At 66.1% G+C, this 16769-nt stretch carries 30 protein-coding genes; all 30 read left to right on the top strand.

What is annotated here, in order from left to right:
- Positions 1-267: 267 nt before the first annotated feature.
- Complete coding sequence (rpsJ, locus tag ACYUD3_RS31500) at positions 268-576, top strand: 30S ribosomal protein S10 (protein WP_003948644.1); 309 nt, start codon at positions 268-270, stop codon at positions 574-576.
- A gap of 17 nt (positions 577-593) precedes the next feature.
- The gene (gene rplC, locus ACYUD3_RS31505; protein WP_030571197.1) at positions 594-1238 is read left to right on the top strand and encodes a 50S ribosomal protein L3; all 645 of its coding nucleotides are present in this window, start codon (positions 594-596) and stop codon (positions 1236-1238) included.
- Positions 1239-1245: 7 nt separating this feature from the next.
- Positions 1246-1905: a 50S ribosomal protein L4 gene (rplD, locus tag ACYUD3_RS31510; protein ID WP_470977335.1), complete on the top strand. Its 660-nt coding sequence runs from the start codon at positions 1246-1248 to the stop codon at positions 1903-1905.
- Positions 1905-2324, top strand: coding sequence for a 50S ribosomal protein L23 (gene rplW / locus ACYUD3_RS31515; RefSeq protein ID WP_470977338.1), 420 nt, complete (start codon positions 1905-1907; stop codon positions 2322-2324). The genes rplD and rplW overlap by 1 nt, the downstream gene beginning before the upstream one ends.
- A gap of 38 nt (positions 2325-2362) precedes the next feature.
- Complete coding sequence (gene rplB / locus ACYUD3_RS31520; protein ID WP_470977341.1) at positions 2363-3199, top strand: 50S ribosomal protein L2; 837 nt, start codon at positions 2363-2365, stop codon at positions 3197-3199.
- A gap of 12 nt (positions 3200-3211) precedes the next feature.
- Complete coding sequence (gene rpsS / locus ACYUD3_RS31525; protein WP_470977344.1) at positions 3212-3493, top strand: 30S ribosomal protein S19; 282 nt, start codon at positions 3212-3214, stop codon at positions 3491-3493.
- Positions 3494-3537: 44 nt separating this feature from the next.
- A complete protein-coding gene (gene rplV, locus ACYUD3_RS31530) occupies positions 3538-3885 on the top strand; it encodes a 50S ribosomal protein L22 (protein ID WP_006347229.1) in 348 nt (115 codons plus the stop codon).
- Positions 3885-4718, top strand: coding sequence for a 30S ribosomal protein S3 (gene rpsC / locus ACYUD3_RS31535; protein WP_470977347.1), 834 nt, complete (start codon positions 3885-3887; stop codon positions 4716-4718). The genes rplV and rpsC overlap by 1 nt, the downstream gene beginning before the upstream one ends.
- Positions 4719-4723: 5 nt before the next feature.
- Complete coding sequence (rplP, locus tag ACYUD3_RS31540) at positions 4724-5143, top strand: 50S ribosomal protein L16 (protein ID WP_103837549.1); 420 nt, start codon at positions 4724-4726, stop codon at positions 5141-5143.
- Entirely contained in the window at positions 5143-5367 is a 225-nt protein-coding gene (gene rpmC / locus ACYUD3_RS31545) for a 50S ribosomal protein L29 (protein WP_005481220.1), read from the top strand. The genes rplP and rpmC overlap by 1 nt, the downstream gene beginning before the upstream one ends.
- Complete coding sequence (rpsQ, locus tag ACYUD3_RS31550) at positions 5367-5651, top strand: 30S ribosomal protein S17 (RefSeq protein ID WP_470977350.1); 285 nt, start codon at positions 5367-5369, stop codon at positions 5649-5651. The genes rpmC and rpsQ overlap by 1 nt, the downstream gene beginning before the upstream one ends.
- A gap of 101 nt (positions 5652-5752) precedes the next feature.
- Complete coding sequence (rplN, locus tag ACYUD3_RS31555; RefSeq protein ID WP_003998823.1) at positions 5753-6121, top strand: 50S ribosomal protein L14; 369 nt, start codon at positions 5753-5755, stop codon at positions 6119-6121.
- 2 nt (positions 6122-6123) lie between these two features.
- Positions 6124-6447: a 50S ribosomal protein L24 gene (rplX, locus tag ACYUD3_RS31560; RefSeq protein WP_030039760.1), complete on the top strand. Its 324-nt coding sequence runs from the start codon at positions 6124-6126 to the stop codon at positions 6445-6447.
- Positions 6447-7004, top strand: a complete 558-nt coding sequence (rplE, locus tag ACYUD3_RS31565) for a 50S ribosomal protein L5 (protein WP_470977353.1) — start codon at positions 6447-6449, stop codon at positions 7002-7004. The genes rplX and rplE overlap by 1 nt, the downstream gene beginning before the upstream one ends.
- A 5-nt stretch (positions 7005-7009) precedes the next feature.
- A complete protein-coding gene (locus ACYUD3_RS31570) occupies positions 7010-7195 on the top strand; it encodes a type Z 30S ribosomal protein S14 (protein ID WP_003948630.1) in 186 nt (61 codons plus the stop codon).
- A gap of 227 nt (positions 7196-7422) precedes the next feature.
- Complete coding sequence (gene rpsH / locus ACYUD3_RS31575) at positions 7423-7821, top strand: 30S ribosomal protein S8 (protein ID WP_030788259.1); 399 nt, start codon at positions 7423-7425, stop codon at positions 7819-7821.
- Positions 7822-7845: 24 nt separating this feature from the next.
- Positions 7846-8385: a 50S ribosomal protein L6 gene (gene rplF / locus ACYUD3_RS31580; RefSeq protein WP_470977356.1), complete on the top strand. Its 540-nt coding sequence runs from the start codon at positions 7846-7848 to the stop codon at positions 8383-8385.
- Positions 8386-8388: 3 nt separating this feature from the next.
- On the top strand, positions 8389-8772 hold the full coding sequence (rplR, locus tag ACYUD3_RS31585) for a 50S ribosomal protein L18 (RefSeq protein ID WP_470977359.1): 384 nt from the start codon (positions 8389-8391) through the stop codon (positions 8770-8772).
- 36 nt (positions 8773-8808) lie between these two features.
- On the top strand, positions 8809-9414 hold the full coding sequence (rpsE, locus tag ACYUD3_RS31590; protein ID WP_009190144.1) for a 30S ribosomal protein S5: 606 nt from the start codon (positions 8809-8811) through the stop codon (positions 9412-9414).
- Positions 9414-9596 carry a 50S ribosomal protein L30 gene (gene rpmD / locus ACYUD3_RS31595; protein WP_005313525.1) on the top strand — a complete coding sequence of 61 codons (183 nt, stop codon included), beginning with the start codon at positions 9414-9416 and terminating at the stop codon, positions 9594-9596. The genes rpsE and rpmD overlap by 1 nt, the downstream gene beginning before the upstream one ends.
- Before the next feature lie 2 nt (positions 9597-9598).
- Positions 9599-10054, top strand: a complete 456-nt coding sequence (rplO, locus tag ACYUD3_RS31600; protein ID WP_470977362.1) for a 50S ribosomal protein L15 — start codon at positions 9599-9601, stop codon at positions 10052-10054.
- 211 nt (positions 10055-10265) lie between these two features.
- On the top strand, positions 10266-11579 hold the full coding sequence (gene secY, locus ACYUD3_RS31605; protein ID WP_470977365.1) for a preprotein translocase subunit SecY: 1314 nt from the start codon (positions 10266-10268) through the stop codon (positions 11577-11579).
- Positions 11579-12241, top strand: coding sequence for an adenylate kinase (locus ACYUD3_RS31610; RefSeq protein ID WP_470977368.1), 663 nt, complete (start codon positions 11579-11581; stop codon positions 12239-12241). Before secY ends, ACYUD3_RS31610 begins: the two co-directional genes overlap by 1 nt.
- A gap of 164 nt (positions 12242-12405) precedes the next feature.
- Positions 12406-13242: a type I methionyl aminopeptidase gene (gene map, locus ACYUD3_RS31615; protein WP_470977371.1), complete on the top strand. Its 837-nt coding sequence runs from the start codon at positions 12406-12408 to the stop codon at positions 13240-13242.
- A gap of 162 nt (positions 13243-13404) precedes the next feature.
- Complete coding sequence (gene infA / locus ACYUD3_RS31620; RefSeq protein ID WP_004927214.1) at positions 13405-13626, top strand: translation initiation factor IF-1; 222 nt, start codon at positions 13405-13407, stop codon at positions 13624-13626.
- 59 nt (positions 13627-13685) lie between these two features.
- On the top strand, positions 13686-13799 hold the full coding sequence (rpmJ, locus tag ACYUD3_RS31625) for a 50S ribosomal protein L36 (RefSeq protein ID WP_004984509.1): 114 nt from the start codon (positions 13686-13688) through the stop codon (positions 13797-13799).
- A 197-nt stretch (positions 13800-13996) separates the two neighbouring features.
- The gene (gene rpsM, locus ACYUD3_RS31630) at positions 13997-14377 is read left to right on the top strand and encodes a 30S ribosomal protein S13 (RefSeq protein ID WP_470977374.1); all 381 of its coding nucleotides are present in this window, start codon (positions 13997-13999) and stop codon (positions 14375-14377) included.
- Between the two features lie 70 nt (positions 14378-14447).
- A complete protein-coding gene (gene rpsK / locus ACYUD3_RS31635; protein ID WP_055718826.1) occupies positions 14448-14852 on the top strand; it encodes a 30S ribosomal protein S11 in 405 nt (134 codons plus the stop codon).
- A gap of 114 nt (positions 14853-14966) precedes the next feature.
- Positions 14967-15989, top strand: a complete 1023-nt coding sequence (locus ACYUD3_RS31640) for a DNA-directed RNA polymerase subunit alpha (protein ID WP_003966937.1) — start codon at positions 14967-14969, stop codon at positions 15987-15989.
- A 96-nt stretch (positions 15990-16085) separates the two neighbouring features.
- Positions 16086-16574 carry a 50S ribosomal protein L17 gene (gene rplQ, locus ACYUD3_RS31645; protein ID WP_470977377.1) on the top strand — a complete coding sequence of 163 codons (489 nt, stop codon included), beginning with the start codon at positions 16086-16088 and terminating at the stop codon, positions 16572-16574.
- The last annotated feature ends 195 nt before the right edge of the window (positions 16575-16769 follow it).

A 16769-nucleotide genomic window follows, 5' to 3' on the forward strand; every position in this document is an offset into this window, starting at 1 on the left:
TCCCGCCGGGAGGACCGGAAGCGAGTCCCACAGTACTCGTCGCCTTAACTGCCCCAGGGGGGCAGCGCTGGGGCGGACGTACGGGAATCTTTCGGGAAGTGCGGTGCAGTACCGGCCAGGGGCTCGGTCTACTCCTCAAGGGAAATGTCCGTACACCGGACTTTTTTCTGCGGGAGGCGCGACACGCCCGACCGCGTGGGTCGGAGCAAAGCGTGCAGGACGGCCAGACCCTACGAGCTTTAGAAGAGACAGGACTACTGAGTAGCCATGGCGGGACAGAAGATCCGCATCCGGCTCAAGGCCTACGACCACGAGGTCATCGACTCTTCGGCGAAGAAGATCGTCGAGACGGTGACCCGCACGGGTGCGTCGGTCGCGGGCCCGGTGCCGCTGCCCACTGAGAAGAACGTGTACTGCGTCATCAAGTCGCCGCACAAGTACAAGGACTCGCGCGAGCACTTCGAGATGCGCACGCACAAGCGCCTGATCGACATCCTCGACCCCACGCCCAAGACCGTTGACTCTCTGATGCGACTCGACCTCCCGGCCGGTGTCGACATCGAGATCAAGCTCTAGGGATCGGTGATCTGAGAATGGCTAAGCAGATCAAGGGCATCCTGGGCGAGAAGCTCGGCATGACGCAGGTGTGGGACGAGAACAACCGTGTTGTTCCGGTCACCGTCGTCAAGGCCGGCCCCAACGTCGTGACCCAGGTGCGTACGAACGACGTCGACGGCTACGAGTCGGTCCAGATCGCCTTCGGCGAGATCGACCCGCGCAAGGTGAACAAGCCCCTCAAGGGCCACTTCGCCAAGGCCGACGTCACCCCCCGTCGCCACCTCGTCGAGATCCGTACGGCTGACGCCTCCGAGTACACGCTCGGCCAGGAAGTCACCGCCGAGGTCTTCGAGGCGGGCGTCAAGGTCGACGTCACCGGCAAGAGCAAGGGCAAGGGCTTCGCCGGTGTCATGAAGCGCCACAACTTCCGTGGTCTCGGCGCCGGTCACGGCACCCAGCGCAAGCACCGCTCCCCCGGTTCCATCGGTGGCTGCGCCACCCCGGGCCGTGTGTTCAAGGGCCTCCGCATGGCGGGTCGCATGGGCAACGAGCGCGTCACCACCCAGAACCTGACCGTCCACGCCGTTGACGCGGAGAAGGGTCTGCTGCTCATCAAGGGCGCGGTTCCCGGTCCGAACGGCGGCCTCGTCCTGGTCCGCACCGCGGCCAAGGGGGCCTGAGGTACCGATGAGCACTGTTGACATCCTTTCGCCTGCCGGCGAGAAGACCGGAAGCGTCGAACTCCCCGCGGAGATCTTCGGCGTGGAGAAGATCAGCATCCCGCTGATCCACCAGGTCGTCGTCGCGCAGAACGCGGCTGCCCGCCAGGGCACGCACAAGACCAAGACCCGTGGCGAGGTCCGTGGTGGCGGCAAGAAGCCGTACCGCCAGAAGGGCACCGGCCGCGCCCGTCAGGGTTCGACCCGCGCGCCGCAGTTCGCCGGCGGTGGCGTCGTGCACGGCCCCCAGCCGCGTGACTACTCGCAGCGGACCCCGAAGAAGATGAAGGCTGCGGCCCTGCGCCACGCCCTCACCGACCGGGCCCGCCACAACCGCATCCACGTCGTCACCGGCGTGATCGCGGGCGAGGCGCCCTCCACGAAGGCCGCTCGCACGCTGTTCGGCAAGATCTCGGAGCGCAAGAACCTGCTCCTGGTCGTCGAGCGCGCCGACGAGGCCGCGTGGCTGTCCGCCCGCAACCTGCCCCAGGTCCACATCCTGGAGCCGGGCCAGCTGAACACGTACGACGTGATCGTCTCCGACGACGTGGTCTTCACCCAGGCCGCTTTCGAGTCCTTCGTGTCCGGCCCGAACAAGGCCAACGACGCCGAAGGGACTGAGGTCTGATGGCCGTCCGTCACCCCTCCATCGCCTCGAAGGCCGCCAAGGCCGCGAAGGCCGCGCGGGTCGCCAAGGCGCGCCGCCACGCCACCGAGGGCAAGAACACCGTCGTCACCGCGCCCAGCAAGGCGTACACGGACCCCCGTGACGTCCTGCTGAAGCCGGTCGTGTCGGAGAAGAGCTACGCGCTCCTGGACGAGAACAAGTACACGTTCATCGTCGACCCGAACGCCAACAAGACCCAGATCAAGCAGGCCGTCCAGGCGGTCTTCTCGGTCACGGTCACCGGGGTCAACACGCTCAACCGCCAGGGCAAGCGCAAGCGCACCAAGACCGGTTTCGGTCAGCGCGCGGGCTCCAAGCGCGCGATCGTGACCCTTGCCGAGGGCGACCGTATCGACATCTTCGGCGGTCCGACCGCTTAAGCGGGTCGGATCGTCCGATATCGGACGAGGACTGAGAAATGGGAATCCGCAAGTACAAGCCGACTACGCCGGGCCGTCGCGGCTCCAGCGTCGCCGACTTCGTCGAGATCACGCGGTCCACGCCGGAGAAGTCGCTGGTCCGCCCCCTGCACAGCAAGGGTGGCCGTAACAACTCCGGGCGTGTGACCGTCCGCCACCAGGGTGGTGGCCACAAGCGCGCCTACCGTGTCATCGACTTCCGTCGCCATGACAAGGACGGCGTGCCGGCGAAGGTCGCGCACATCGAGTACGACCCCAACCGCACCGCGCGCATCGCGCTGCTCCACTACGCGGACGGCGAGAAGCGCTACATCCTGGCGCCGAAGGGTCTGACGCAGGGCGACCGGATCGAGAACGGTCCCGCCGCCGACATCAAGCCGGGCAACAACCTCGCGCTGCGCAACATCCCCGTCGGTACGACGATCCACTCCGTGGAGCTTCGTCCCGGTGGCGGCGCCAAGTTCGCCCGCTCCGCCGGTGCCTCCGTGCAGCTGCTGGCGAAGGAGGGCGCCTACGCCCACCTGCGCATGCCGTCCGGTGAGATCCGCCTGGTCGACGTCCGCTGCCGCGCCACCGTCGGCGAGGTCGGCAACGCCGAGCAGTCGAACATCAACTGGGGCAAGGCCGGCCGCAAGCGCTGGCTCGGTGTCCGCCCGACCGTTCGCGGTGTGGCGATGAACCCGGTTGACCACCCCCACGGTGGTGGTGAGGGCAAGACCTCCGGTGGTCGCCACCCGGTCAGCCCCTGGGGTCAGAAGGAGGGTCGTACTCGCTCGCCGAAGAAGGCTTCGAGCAAGTACATCGTCCGCCGCCGCAAGACGAACAAGAAGCGCTAGGAGCGGGTTCAGATGCCGCGCAGTCTCAAGAAGGGGCCCTTCGTCGACGGCCACCTCGTCAAGAAGGTGGACGCTCAGAACGAAGCCGGTTCCAAGAACGTCATCAAGACCTGGTCCCGGCGCTCGATGATCATCCCCAGCATGCTGGGTCACACCATCGCGGTGCACAACGGCAAGATCCACGTCCCGGTGTTCGTCACCGAGTCGATGGTCGGGCACAAGCTCGGCGAGTTCTCGCCGACGCGTACCTTCCGGGGTCACGTCAAGGACGACCGGAAGTCGAAGCGCCGCTAGGCGCGGATCGCATCAGACAAGTAAGTAACTCTGAAGGGACAACCATGGAAGCCAGGGCCCAGGCGCGGTACATCCGCGTCACGCCCATGAAGGCCCGCCGTGTGGTGGACCTCATCCGTGGCATGGACGCCACGGAGGCCCAGGCTGTTCTGCGATTCGCTCCGCAGGCAGCTTCTGAGCCGGTGGGCAAGGTGCTCGACAGCGCCATCGCCAACGCCGCGCACAACTACGACCACCCGGACGCCTCCTCGCTGTTCATCAGCGAGGCGTACGTCGACGAGGGCCCGACCCTGAAGCGGTTCCGTCCGCGCGCCCAGGGCCGTGCCTACCGGATCCGCAAGCGGACCAGCCACATCACCGTGGTCGTCAGCAGCAAGGAAGGAACCCGGTAATGGGCCAGAAGGTTAACCCGCATGGGTTCCGGCTCGGTGTCACGACCGACTTCAAGTCGCGTTGGTACGCCGACAAGCTGTACAAGGACTACGTCAAGGAAGACGTCGCCATCCGTCGGATGATGACGTCCGGCATGGAGCGCGCCGGTATCTCCAAGGTGGAGATCGAGCGCACCCGTGACCGTGTCCGCGTGGACATCCACACCGCGCGTCCCGGCATCGTCATCGGCCGCCGCGGCGCCGAGGCCGACCGTATCCGCGGTGACCTGGAGAAGCTGACCGGCAAGCAGGTCCAGCTGAACATCCTCGAGGTCAAGAACCCGGAGACGGACGCTCAGCTGGTGGCCCAGGCCGTCGCCGAGCAGCTCTCCTCCCGCGTCTCCTTCCGCCGTGCCATGCGCAAGAGCATGCAGTCGGCGATGAAGGCCGGCGCCAAGGGCATCAAGATCCAGTGCGGTGGCCGCCTCGGCGGCGCCGAGATGTCCCGCTCGGAGTTCTACCGCGAGGGCCGTGTGCCCCTGCACACCCTCCGCGCGAACGTGGACTACGGCTTCTTCGAGGCCAAGACGACCTTCGGCCGTATCGGTGTGAAGGTCTGGATCTACAAGGGCGACGTCAAGAACATCGCCGAGGTCCGCGCCGAGAACGCCGCTGCCCGCGCCGGCAACCGCCCGGCCCGTGGTGGCGGCGGCAACGACCGCCCGGCCCGTGGTGGCCGCGGTGGCGAGCGGCGCGGTCGTAAGCCGCAGCAGCAGGCCGCCGGTGCCGAGGCCCCCGTGGCCGAGGCCCCCGCCGCCGCTCCGGCTGCCGAAAGCACCGGAACGGAGGCCTGACCGAAATGCTGATCCCCCGTAGGGTCAAGCACCGCAAGCAGCACCACCCCAAGCGGGACGGTGCCGCCAAGGGCGGTACGACGGTCGCGTTCGGCGAGTACGGCATCCAGGCGCTGACTCCGGCGTACGTCACGAACCGTCAGATCGAAGCGGCTCGTATCGCCATGACCCGCCACATCAAGCGTGGCGGCAAGGTCTGGATCAACATCTACCCGGACCGTCCGCTCACCAAGAAGCCCGCCGAGACCCGCATGGGTTCCGGTAAGGGTTCTCCGGAGTGGTGGATCGCCAACGTCAAGCCCGGACGCGTCATGTTCGAGCTGTCGTACCCCAACGAGAAGATCGCCCGTGAGGCGCTGACCCGTGCGGCCCACAAGCTGCCGATGAAGTGCCGGATCGTCAAGCGCGAGGCAGGTGAAGCGTGATGTCGGCCGGTACCAAGGCGTCCGAGCTGCGCGAACTGGGTGACGAGGAGCTGCTCAACAAGCTCCGCGAAGCCAAGGAAGAGCTGTTCAACCTCCGCTTCCAGGCGGCGACGGGCCAGCTCGAAAACCACGGCCGGCTCAAGGCCGTCCGTAAGGACATCGCGCGGATCTACACCCTGATGCGTGAGCGCGAGCTGGGCATCGAGACGGTGGAGAGCGCCTGATGAGCGAGAACAACGTGACCGAGACCACTGAGGCGCGCGGCTTCCGCAAGACCCGTGAGGGTCTCGTCGTCAGCGACAAGATGGACAAGACCGTCGTCGTCGCCGTCGAGGACCGCGTCAAGCACGCGCTGTACGGCAAGGTCATCCGCCGTACGAGCAAGCTCAAGGCGCACGACGAGCAGAACGCCGCGGGTGTCGGCGACCGTGTCCTCCTCATGGAGACCCGGCCGCTGTCCGCGACGAAGCGCTGGCGCATCGTCGAGATCCTCGAAAAGGCCAAGTAAGACTCCTGCGGGGCATTCCTCGCAGGACAGTTCCGCCAGGCTCCGGGGGCCGCTCTCTGTGAGAGGCCCCCGGGGAACCGGCAGACAATCAGGAGATAGACGTGATCCAGCAGGAGTCGCGGCTGCGTGTCGCCGACAACACTGGTGCGAAGGAGATCCTTTGCATCCGTGTGCTCGGTGGCTCCGGTCGCCGCTACGCGGGCATCGGTGACGTCATCGTCGCCACCGTCAAGGACGCGATCCCCGGCGGCAACGTGAAGAAGGGTGACGTCGTCAAGGCGGTCATCGTTCGCACCGTCAAGGAGCGCCGCCGTCCGGACGGCTCGTACATCCGCTTCGACGAGAACGCCGCCGTCATTCTGAAGAACGACGGCGACCCTCGCGGCACCCGTATCTTCGGCCCCGTCGGCCGTGAGCTGCGCGAGAAGAAGTTCATGAAGATCATCTCGCTCGCGCCGGAGGTGCTGTAAGCATGAAGATCAAGAAGGGCGACCTGGTCCAGGTCATCACCGGTAAGGACAAGGGCAAGCAGGGCAAGGTCATCGCGGCCTTCCCCCGCGAGGACCGCGTCCTGGTCGAGGGTGTCAACCGGGTCAAGAAGCACACCAAGGCCGGCCCCACCGCCAAGGGTTCGCAGGCCGGCGGCATCGTCACCACCGAGGCGCCGATCCACGTCTCCAACGTCCAGCTGGTCGTGGAGAAGGACGGCAACAAGGTTGTCACGCGGGTCGGTTACCGCTTCGACGACGAGGGCAACAAGATCCGCGTTGCCAAGCGGACGGGTGAGGACATCTGATGGCTACCACCACCACTCCGCGTCTCAAGACGAAGTACCGCGAGGAGATCGCGGGCAAGCTGCACGACGAGTTCAAGTACGAGAACGTCATGCAGATCCCCGGTCTCGTCAAGATCGTGGTCAACATGGGTGTCGGCGACGCCGCCCGTGACTCGAAGCTGATCGAGGGCGCGATCCGCGACCTGACCACGATCACCGGTCAGAAGCCGGCCGTCACCAAGGCCCGTAAGTCCATCGCGCAGTTCAAGCTGCGTGAGGGCCAGCCGATCGGTGCCCACGTCACGCTCCGTGGCGACCGCATGTGGGAGTTCCTGGACCGCACCCTGTCGCTCGCGCTGCCGCGCATCCGCGACTTCCGCGGTCTGTCCCCCAAGCAGTTCGACGGCCGTGGCAACTACACCTTCGGTCTCACGGAGCAGGTCATGTTCCACGAGATCGACCAGGACAAGATCGACCGTACCCGGGGTATGGACATCACCGTGGTGACCACGGCGACCAACGACGCTGAGGGCCGCGCGCTCCTTCGTCACCTCGGCTTCCCGTTCAAGGAGGCGTGAGCGAGATGGCGAAGAAGGCTCTGATTGCCAAGGCCGCCCGCAAGCCCAAGTTCGGTGTGCGTGGCTACACGCGCTGCCAGCGCTGCGGCCGTCCGCACTCCGTGTACCGCAAGTTCGGCCTCTGCCGCGTGTGCCTTCGTGAGATGGCTCACCGTGGCGAGCTGCCGGGCGTGACCAAGAGCTCCTGGTAGTCCCCTCTTTTAGGGACTCCTGGACCTCTCGGTAAGCAACTGGGCTGGTAAGAGGCCCGCCTTCCATGGCTTAGGCTGGGAGGGTTGGGCCTCTGCCGCCCACACGACTTACTACGCCGTAGGTCCCCGCACCGCACCCGTCTCGTCCCCCGGATCCGTCCGGGGAGATACGAGGAGAGGGATGGCGCATATAGGAAACCCCGGCGAGAAAGGCCACAGGCCAATTCATGACCATGACTGATCCGATCGCAGACATGCTGACGCGTCTGCGGAACGCGAACTCGGCGTACCACGACTCCGTGACGATGCCGGCGTCCAAGATCAAGTCGCACATCGCGGAGATCCTCCAGCAGGAGGGCTTCATCACGGGCTGGAAGGTCGAGGACGCCGAGGTCGGCAAGAACCTCACCCTCGAGCTGAAGTTCGGCCCGAACCGTGAGCGCTCCATCGCGGGCATCAAGCGGATCTCCAAGCCCGGTCTCCGGGTGTACGCGAAGTCCACCTCCCTGCCGAAGGTGCTGGGCGGCCTCGGCGTGGCGATCATCTCCACGTCGCACGGGCTCCTCACCGACAAGCAGGCCGGCAAGAAGGGCGTAGGCGGAGAAGTTCTCGCCTACGTCTGGTAGCAGAAGGGAACGGAGGAAACAGCTATGTCGCGCATCGGCAAGCTCCCCATCGCGGTTCCCGCCGGCGTGGACGTCACCATCGACGGCCGCACGGTGAAGGTCAAGGGCCCCAAGGGCGAGCTGACCCACACCGTCGCTGCACCGATCGACATCGCCAAGGGCGAGGACGGCGTGCTGAGCGTCACCCGCCCCAACGACGAGCGTCAGAGCAAGGCCCTGCACGGCCTGTCCCGCACGCTGGTGGCGAACATGATCACCGGCGTGACCCAGGGTTACGTGAAGAAGCTCGAGATCAGCGGCGTCGGTTACCGCGTCCAGGCCAAGGGCACCAACCTGGAGTTCGCTCTCGGTTACAGCCACCCGATCGTGGTCGAGGCCCCCGAAGGTATCTCCTTCAAGGTCGAGACCCCGACCCGGTTCCAGGTCGAGGGCATCGACAAGCAGAAGGTCGGCGAGGTCGCGGCCAACATCCGCAAGCTCCGCAAGCCCGACCCGTACAAGGCCAAGGGCGTCAAGTACGAGGGCGAAGTCATTCGCCGCAAGGTCGGAAAGGCGGGTAAGTAAGCCATGGCATACGGACAGAAGATCCTCAAGGGCGACGCCTACAAGCGCGCCGCGATCAAGCGCCGTCACCTGCGCATCCGCAAGCGGATCAACGGTACGGAAGAGCGTCCCCGTCTGGTCGTTACCCGCTCCAACCGCCACATCGTGGCCCAGGTGATCGACGACCTCAAGGGGCACACCCTTGCGTCGGCGTCCACCCTGGACAGCTCGATCCGCGGTGGCGAGGGCGACAAGTCCACGCAGGCCAAGCAGGTCGGGGCCCTGGTCGCCGAGCGCGCCAAGGCCGCGGGCGTCGAGGCCGTCGTGTTCGACCGTGGCGGCAACCAGTACGCCGGGCGCATCGCCGCCCTGGCGGACGCCGCCCGCGAAGCCGGGCTCAAGTTCTGAGCCGCTCGTAGCTAGCGGAAAGAGAGAGGTAATCCAATGGCTGGACCCCAGCGCCGCGGTGGCGGCGCCGGTGGCGGCGAGCGGCGGGACCGTAAGGGCCGTGACGGTGGCGCTGCCGCCGCCGAGAAGACCGCGTACGTAGAGCGCGTCGTCGCGATCAACCGTGTCGCCAAGGTTGTCAAGGGTGGTCGTCGTTTCAGCTTCACCGCGCTGGTCGTGGTGGGCGACGGTGACGGCACCGTGGGTGTCGGTTACGGCAAGGCCAAGGAGGTGCCGGCCGCCATCGCCAAGGGTGTTGAGGAGGCCAAGAAGCACTTCTTCAAGGTCCCCCGTATCCAGGGCACCATTCCGCACCCCATCCAGGGTGAGAAGGCGGCCGGCGTCGTCCTTCTGAAGCCGGCTTCCCCGGGTACCGGCGTTATCGCCGGTGGTCCGGTGCGCGCCGTGCTCGAGTGCGCCGGTATTCACGACGTGCTGTCGAAGTCGCTCGGCTCCGACAACGCGATCAACATCGTCCACGCGACGGTGGAGGCCCTCAAGGGTCTTCAGCGCCCCGAGGAGATCGCGGCCCGCCGCGGTCTGCCCCTCGAGGACGTCGCTCCCGCGGCTCTGCTGCGGGCGCGTGCCGGGGCGGGTGCGTAATGGCCCGTCTCAAGATCACGCAGACGAAGTCGTACATCGGCAGCAAGCAGAACCACCGTGACACCCTTCGTTCGCTGGGCCTCAAGCGCCTGAACGACGTGGTCGTCAAGGAGGACCGCCCCGAGTTCCGCGGCATGGTGCACACCGTCCGCCACCTCGTGACGGTCGAGGAGGTCGACTGATCATGGCGGAAAGCAACCCGCTCAAGATCCACAACCTCCGTCCGGCCCCCGGCGCCAAGACCGCCAAGACCCGTGTCGGTCGTGGTGAGGCGTCGAAGGGTAAGACGGCCGGTCGTGGTACCAAGGGCACCAAGGCCCGTTACCAGGTTCCGGAGCGCTTCGAGGGTGGGCAGATGCCCCTCCACATGCGTCTGCCGAAGCTCAAGGGCTTCAAGAACCCGTTCAAGACCGAGTACCAGGTCGTGAACCTCGACAAGCTGGCCGCCCTCTACCCCGAGGGTGGCGAGGTCACCGTCGAGGGTCTGGTGGCCAAGGGCGCCGTTCGCAAGAACGCGCTGGTCAAGGTGCTCGGCCAGGGTGAGGTCACCGTGGCGTTGCAGGTGACGGTCGACGCCGTCTCCGGCTCCGCCAAGGAGAAGATCACCGCCGCCGGCGGCACCGTCACCGAGCTCGTCTGACTCTTACGCAGGCGTCTCGATGACATGAGCGATTCCCGACCGGGGATACCCCACATAAGGGGTATCCCCGGTCGGTCGTTCCAAGGGGGGCAGTGTCGCCGGTAAGGTGGCCTGCGCTGTCTGTTTTCTGTTTGTGTTGCTGCATTTCCACACCGTCGAACCTCAAGACCGTCACCCTTGACGCAGATGCGCGGGGGTCGCAGGAGGCACCGTGCTCACCGCGTTCGCCCGGGCGTTCAGGACGCCCGACCTGCGCAAGAAGCTGCTCTTCACGCTCGGCATCATCGTGGTCTACCGGGTCGGTACCCACGTCCCGATCCCGGGCGTCGACTATTCGTCCGTGCAGACCTGTGTCAAAGAGGCGTCCGGCAACCAGGGCCTCTTCGGTCTGATCAACATGTTCAGCGGCGGCGCGCTGCTCCAGATCACGATCTTCGCGCTCGGCATCATGCCGTACATCACCGCGAGCATCATCCTCCAGCTGCTGACCGTGGTGATCCCCCGCCTTGAGGCGCTGAAGAAGGAGGGGCAGTCCGGCACCACGAAGATCACGCAGTACACCCGTTATCTGACCGTGGCGCTCGCCATCCTCCAGGGCACCGGCCTCGTCGCCACCGCCCGCAGCGGCGCCCTGTTCAACGGGTGCTCCGTGGCCAGCCAGATCGTCCCGGACCGCGCGATCTTCTCCACCGTCGTCATGGTGATCTGCATGACCGCCGGCACCTGTGTCGTCATGTGGCTCGGTGAGCTGATCACCGACCGCGGCATCGGCAACGGCATGTCGATCCTGATGTTCATCTCGATCGCCGCGACCTTCCCCTCCGCGCTGTGGGCCATCAAGAAGCAGGGCAAGCTCGCGGACGGCTGGATCGAGTTCGGCACCGTCATCGCGGTCGGCCTGATCATGGTCGCCCTGGTGGTCTTCGTCGAGCAGGCCCAGCGCCGGATCCCGGTCCAGTACGCGAAGCGCATGATCGGCCGCCGGTCCTACGGCGGTACGTCGACGTACATCCCGCTCAAGGTCAACCAGGCCGGTGTGATCCCGGTCATCTTCGCCTCGTCGCTGCTCTACATCCCCGCGCTGATCGCCCAGTTCTCCGGCGGCAACGCGAGCTGGAAGACGTGGATCAACGACAACCTGACCCGCGGCGACCACCCGATCTACATCACCCTGTACTTCCTGCTGATCGTCTTCTTCGCCTTCTTCTACGTCGCGATCTCCTTCAACCCCGAAGAAGTCGCCGACAACATGAAGAAGTATGGTGGCTTCATCCCGGGCATCCGGGCTGGCCGACCGACCGCTGAGTACCTCTCCTACGTGCTCAACCGGATCACCTGGCCGGGTTCGCTGTACCTGGGTCTGATCGCTCTCGTCCCGACGATGGCGTTGGTTGGTTTCGGGGCAAACCAGAACTTCCCGTTCGGCGGGACCAGCATCCTGATCATCGTGGGTGTCGGCCTCGAGACGGTGAAGCAGATCGAGAGCCAGCTCCAGCAGCGCAATTACGAAGGGTTCCTCCGCTGATGCGAATCGTCCTCGTCGGGCCGCCTGGTGCTGGAAAGGGAACGCAGGCGACTCGGCTCTCCGAGACGCTTTCCATTCCTCATATCTCCACCGGTGACTTGTTCCGCGCCAACATCAGCCAGAAGACCGAGCTGGGCAAACTCGCGAAGTCCTACATGGATGCCGGCAACCTCGTCCCGGACGAGGTCACCATCGCCATGGCCAAGGACCGCATGGAGCAGGACGACGCCGCCGGCGGCTTCCTCCTCGACGGTTTCCCCCGCAACGTCTCCCAGGCCGAGGCGCTGGACGAGGTCCTGAAGACCGAGGGCATCAAGCTGGACGCGGTCCTCGACCTGGAGGCCCCCGAGGACGAGGTCGTCAAGCGGATCGCGGGCCGCCGCGTCTGCCGCACCGACTCCGCCCACGTCTTCCACGTGACGTACAAGAAGCCGGCCGTGGACGGCGTCTGCGACGTCTGCGGCGGGGAGCTGTACCAGCGCGACGACGACTCCGAGGAAACGGTCCGCACGCGGCTGGAGGTCTACCACACCCAGACCGAGCCGATCATCGACTACTACAAGGCGCAGGGCCTGGTGGTCACGATCGAGGCGATGGGGCCGGTGGACGAGGTCACCCAGCGGGCGCTGGTTGCGCTGAAGCGCGGGGACGGCGCTGTTTAGCCTTGTTGTCGTGTCCGGCCGCGATTCCGTTAAGGGAGTCGCGGCCGACGCGTGTAACGGCCCTGAACGGGCCTTGTCCTCAAGCGCCGGACGGGCTGGTTCGTGGTCGCCGTATCGTTGAGCGTGTTCGTACGTCCCGCTGGTCAAGAAAGGCCGTAGTCCCCATGGTGCAGATCAAGAGCCCCGAGCAGATCGCCAAGATGCGTGTGGCGGGGCTGGTCGTCGCCGCCATTCACGCGGCGACGCGGGAAGCGGCAGTGCCGGGGGCTTCGACCAAGGATCTCGACGAGGTCGCGCGCAAGGTGCTCGCCGAGCACGGCGCGAAGTCCAACTTCCTCGGCTACGGCGGGTTCCCGGCGACCATCTGCACCTCCGTCAACGACGTCGTCGTCCACGGCATCCCCTCCGACGAGGTCGTCCTGAAGGACGGGGACCTCATCTCCATCGACTGCGGGGCGATCGTCGACGGGTGGCACGGGGACGCCGCCTACACCGCCTTCGTCGGATCCGGGCACGCTTCCGAGCTGGTCGAGCTGTCGCGGGTGACCGAGGAGTCGATGTGGGCCGGCATCGCCGCCATGAAGCTGGGCAACCGGCTCGTCGACGTCTCCCGGGCCATCGAGACGTACATCCGCCGCCAGCCGAAGCCCGGCGGCGGGCGGTACGGGATCATCGAGGACTACGGCGGCCACGGCATCGGCACCGAGATGCACATGGACCCGCACCTGCTGAACTACGTCGACCGCAAGCGCGGGAAGGGGCCGAAGCTGGTCCCCGGGTTCTGCCTCGCGATCGAGCCGATGGTCTCGCTGGGGACGCCGCGCACCGAGGTGCTCGAGGACGACTGGACGGTCATCACGACCGACGGGACCTGGTCCTCGCACTGGGAGCACAGCGTCGCGCTGACCGAGGCGGGGCCGCTGGTGCTGACCGCCGTCGACGGGGGGAAGGCCAAGCTCGCGGAGTTCGGCGTCGAGGCCGCTCCCGATCCGCTGGGCTGAGTGCTTGTGTAAGGATCTCTGAGCTAGGGCATCCTTACTCGATTCGTCTTTCCGAGTGGCCTGTCGTAGACTGACTCGTCGGCTCTCGTGTACCCGTGTGTCCTTATACGGACAGGCGAGTGGACGGCAGTCGATCAAGGTAGTCGATTCGAAGGGCAAAGCGTGGCCAAGAAGCAAGGTGCCATCGAGATCGAGGGCACTGTCGTCGAGTCTCTGCCGAACGCCATGTTCAGGGTCGAGCTCCAGAACGGCCACCAGGTCCTGGCACACATCAGCGGCAAGATGCGGATGCACTACATCCGTATCCTCCCTGACGACCGGGTCGTGGTGGAGCTTTCTCCGTACGACCTGACCCGTGGCCGGATCGTCTACCGGTACAAGTAGATCTTGCCCAGCCCCTCTTCCCGGGGGCGATGGCAACTGACCCGGAGAACCTCAATCCCATGAAGGTCAAGCCGAGCGTCAAGAAGATCTGCGACAAGTGCAGGGTGATCCGCCGTCACGGCCGGGTCATGATCATTTGCGAGAACCCGCGCCACAAGCAGCGCCAGGGCTGATCGCAACCCGATCCTCACCCTCTGCACCCGCAGAAACTTCGCGCGACGCGAGCTGAATTTGTTCATACGCAGGACCCAGGTGCCGTTCACGGCCCCTGATACCCCCGGTTCGGAGGCCGGGGACCCGATTCGTACCTGGTACGGCGGTCGGGACGCGGTCTTGCGGAAGACCTCCGAAGATCACCAGGAGCCATTGAATGGCACGCGTTTCCGGTGTTGACATCCCGCGCGAAAAGCGCGTGGAGGTCGCCCTCACCTACGTGTTCGGCATCGGCCGGACCCTGTCGCAGGAGACCCTCGCCGCGACCGGCATCGACCCCAACACCCGCGTCCGCGACCTGAGCGAAGAGCAGCTCGTCGCGATCCGCGAGTACGTCGACGGCAACATCAAGACCGAGGGTGACCTCCGTCGCGAGATCCAGGCCGACATCCGCCGCAAGGTCGAGATCGGCTGCTACCAGGGTCTGCGTCACCGTCGTGGCCTGCCCGTCCGCGGTCAGCGCACCAGCACCAACGCCCGCACCCGCAAGGGCCCGCGTCGCGCCATCGCCGGCAAGAAGAAGCCGGGCAAGAAGTAGTCCACAGCGGACTTCGCTTCACCAGCGGTCTTCGCTGTAGGACCGACCACCTCCCCGTAGGAGTAACTAGATGCCCCCCAAGGGTCGTCAGGGCGCTGCCAAGAAGGTGCGCCGCAAGGAAAAGAAGAATGTCGCGCACGGCCAGGCGCACATCAAGAGCACGTTCAACAACACGATCGTGTCCATCACGGACCCGAGCGGCAACGTGATCTCCTGGGCCTCCGCCGGCCACGTCGGCTTCAAGGGCTCCCGCAAGTCCACGCCGTTCGCCGCGCAGATGGCCGCCGAGTCGGCCGCCCGCCGCGCGCAGGAGCACGGCATGCGCAAGGTCGACGTGTTCGTCAAGGGCCCGGGTGCCGGTCGTGAGACCGCGATCCGTTCGCTCCAGGCGACGGGTCTCGAGGTCGGCTCCATCCAGGACGTCACCCCGACCCCGCACAACGGCTGCCGCCCGCCGAAGCGCCGTCGCGTTTGACGTTTTGGTTTTCGGGGGTTCGGGCGGTACGGCTCTTCGGGGTCGTATCGCCCGTACCCTTGTCAGTGGTACGGGTGTCAAATAGTGGGCGCCCATGACTGAAGGATTTGTTTCATGCTGATCGCTCAGCGTCCCTCGTTGACCGAAGAGGTCGTCGACGAGTTCCGCTCCCGGTTCGTGATCGAGCCGCTGGAGCCGGGCTTCGGCTACACCCTCGGCAACTCCCTGCGCCGTACGCTCCTCTCCTCGATCCCCGGTGCCGCTGTCACCAGCATCCGGATCGACGGTGTCCTGCACGAGTTCACCACCGTGCCGGGCGTCAAGGAGGACGTCACCGACCTGATCCTCAACATCAAGCAGCTGGTCGTCTCCTCGGAGCACGACGAGCCGGTCGTGATGTACCTGCGCAAGCAGGGCCCGGGCCTGGTCACCGCCGCCGACATCGCGCCCCCGGCCGGTGTCGAGGTGCACAACCCCGACCTCGTCCTCGCCACGCTCAACGGCAAGGGCAAGCTGGAGATGGAGCTGACCGTCGAGCGCGGTCGCGGTTACGTCTCCGCCGTGCAGAACAAGCAGGTGGGCCAGGAGATCGGCCGGATCCCGGTCGACTCCATCTACTCGCCGGTGCTGAAGGTCACGTACAAGGTCGAGGCGACCCGTGTCGAGCAGCGCACCGACTTCGACAAGCTGATCGTCGACGTCGAGACCAAGCAGGCGATGCGTCCGCGTGACGCCATGGCCTCCGCGGGCAAGACGCTGGTCGAGCTGTTCGGTCTCGCGCGTGAGCTGAACATCGACGCCGAGGGCATCGACATGGGCCCGTCCCCGACGGACGCCGCCCTCGCCGCCGATCTCGCGCTGCCGATCGAGGAGCTCGAGCTCACCGTTCGGTCGTACAACTGCCTCAAGCGTGAGGGCATCCACTCCGTGGGTGAGCTCGTCGCGCGTTCCGAGGCCGACCTCCTCGACATCCGCAACTTCGGTGCGAAGTCGATCGACGAGGTCAAGGCGAAGCTGGCCGGCATGGGCCTGGCCCTCAAGGACAGCCCGCCCGGATTCGACCCGACCGCCGCCGCCGACGCCTTCGGCGCCGACGACGACGCGGACGCGGGTTTCGTGGAGACCGAGCAGTACTGATCCAGTACTGACCGGTCGTTGCCGGTGAGCGTCCGCTCACCGGGTTCCTGACCCCGGTACCTGACACGGCCGGGGCAGACACCTCAGGAGAAAGAAATGCCGAAGCCCACCAAGGGTGCCCGTCTGGGCGGCAGTGCCGCGCACGAGAAGCTGCTCCTCGCGAACCTCGCGAAGGCGCTCTTCGAGCACGGCCGGATCACCACCACCGAGGCGAAGGCGCGCCGGCTGCGGCCGTACGCCGAGCGGCTGGTGACCAAGGCGAAGAAGGGTGACCTTCACAACCGCCGTCAGGTGCTCCAGGTCATCACGGACAAGAGCGTCGTCCACACGCTCTTCACCGAGATCGGCCCGCGGTACGAGAACCGTCCGGGTGGTTACACCCGTATCACCAAGATCGGTAACCGCCGTGGCGACAACGCGCCCATGGCTGTCATCGAGCTGGTCGAGGCGCTGACTGTTGCACAGGCTGCGACGGGTGAGGCTGAGGCTGCCACCAAGCGTGCCGCTAAGGACGCCGAGGTTGCTGCTGAGGCCAAGGTCGAGGACGCCGTTGAGGCTCCGGCCGAGGAGTCCAAGGACGCCTAGTCGTCCGGTGGGTGCTGCTTGGCCGGCGGCTGCGGGTTCGTCGTGGCTGGTCGCGCAGTTCCCCGCGCCCCTTTAGGGCGCTCTCGGGTCCGTTCCTTTTCTAGGGGCGGGCCCGATTTTCTTACCCCCGAGAGACATCTCGCGTGCCTAACAAGTCAAGCCGCTGCGGCCAGAGCCACTGAATGACCGGAGGTG

It is taken from the genome of Streptomyces sp. AMJ-169 (assembly GCF_055597585.1).

Coding starts and splice junctions, on each gene's coding strand:
- rpsJ (WP_003948644.1), top strand. CDS start 268: ATGGCGGGACAGAAGATCCGCATCCGGCTCAAGGCCTACGACCACGAG.
- rplC (WP_030571197.1), top strand. CDS start 594: ATGGCTAAGCAGATCAAGGGCATCCTGGGCGAGAAGCTCGGCATGACG.
- rplD (WP_470977335.1), top strand. CDS start 1,246: ATGAGCACTGTTGACATCCTTTCGCCTGCCGGCGAGAAGACCGGAAGC.
- rplW (WP_470977338.1), top strand. CDS start 1,905: ATGGCCGTCCGTCACCCCTCCATCGCCTCGAAGGCCGCCAAGGCCGCG.
- rplB (WP_470977341.1), top strand. CDS start 2,363: ATGGGAATCCGCAAGTACAAGCCGACTACGCCGGGCCGTCGCGGCTCC.
- rpsS (WP_470977344.1), top strand. CDS start 3,212: ATGCCGCGCAGTCTCAAGAAGGGGCCCTTCGTCGACGGCCACCTCGTC.
- rplV (WP_006347229.1), top strand. CDS start 3,538: ATGGAAGCCAGGGCCCAGGCGCGGTACATCCGCGTCACGCCCATGAAG.
- rpsC (WP_470977347.1), top strand. CDS start 3,885: ATGGGCCAGAAGGTTAACCCGCATGGGTTCCGGCTCGGTGTCACGACC.
- rplP (WP_103837549.1), top strand. CDS start 4,724: ATGCTGATCCCCCGTAGGGTCAAGCACCGCAAGCAGCACCACCCCAAG.
- rpmC (WP_005481220.1), top strand. CDS start 5,143: ATGTCGGCCGGTACCAAGGCGTCCGAGCTGCGCGAACTGGGTGACGAG.
- rpsQ (WP_470977350.1), top strand. CDS start 5,367: ATGAGCGAGAACAACGTGACCGAGACCACTGAGGCGCGCGGCTTCCGC.
- rplX (WP_030039760.1), top strand. CDS start 6,124: ATGAAGATCAAGAAGGGCGACCTGGTCCAGGTCATCACCGGTAAGGAC.
- rplE (WP_470977353.1), top strand. CDS start 6,447: ATGGCTACCACCACCACTCCGCGTCTCAAGACGAAGTACCGCGAGGAG.
- ACYUD3_RS31570 (WP_003948630.1), top strand. CDS start 7,010: ATGGCGAAGAAGGCTCTGATTGCCAAGGCCGCCCGCAAGCCCAAGTTC.
- rpsH (WP_030788259.1), top strand. CDS start 7,423: ATGACCATGACTGATCCGATCGCAGACATGCTGACGCGTCTGCGGAAC.
- rplF (WP_470977356.1), top strand. CDS start 7,846: ATGTCGCGCATCGGCAAGCTCCCCATCGCGGTTCCCGCCGGCGTGGAC.
- rplR (WP_470977359.1), top strand. CDS start 8,389: ATGGCATACGGACAGAAGATCCTCAAGGGCGACGCCTACAAGCGCGCC.
- rpsE (WP_009190144.1), top strand. CDS start 8,809: ATGGCTGGACCCCAGCGCCGCGGTGGCGGCGCCGGTGGCGGCGAGCGG.
- rpmD (WP_005313525.1), top strand. CDS start 9,414: ATGGCCCGTCTCAAGATCACGCAGACGAAGTCGTACATCGGCAGCAAG.
- rplO (WP_470977362.1), top strand. CDS start 9,599: ATGGCGGAAAGCAACCCGCTCAAGATCCACAACCTCCGTCCGGCCCCC.
- ACYUD3_RS31610 (WP_470977368.1), top strand. CDS start 11,579: ATGCGAATCGTCCTCGTCGGGCCGCCTGGTGCTGGAAAGGGAACGCAG.
- map (WP_470977371.1), top strand. CDS start 12,406: ATGGTGCAGATCAAGAGCCCCGAGCAGATCGCCAAGATGCGTGTGGCG.
- rpmJ (WP_004984509.1), top strand. CDS start 13,686: ATGAAGGTCAAGCCGAGCGTCAAGAAGATCTGCGACAAGTGCAGGGTG.
- rpsM (WP_470977374.1), top strand. CDS start 13,997: ATGGCACGCGTTTCCGGTGTTGACATCCCGCGCGAAAAGCGCGTGGAG.
- rpsK (WP_055718826.1), top strand. CDS start 14,448: ATGCCCCCCAAGGGTCGTCAGGGCGCTGCCAAGAAGGTGCGCCGCAAG.
- ACYUD3_RS31640 (WP_003966937.1), top strand. CDS start 14,967: ATGCTGATCGCTCAGCGTCCCTCGTTGACCGAAGAGGTCGTCGACGAG.
- rplQ (WP_470977377.1), top strand. CDS start 16,086: ATGCCGAAGCCCACCAAGGGTGCCCGTCTGGGCGGCAGTGCCGCGCAC.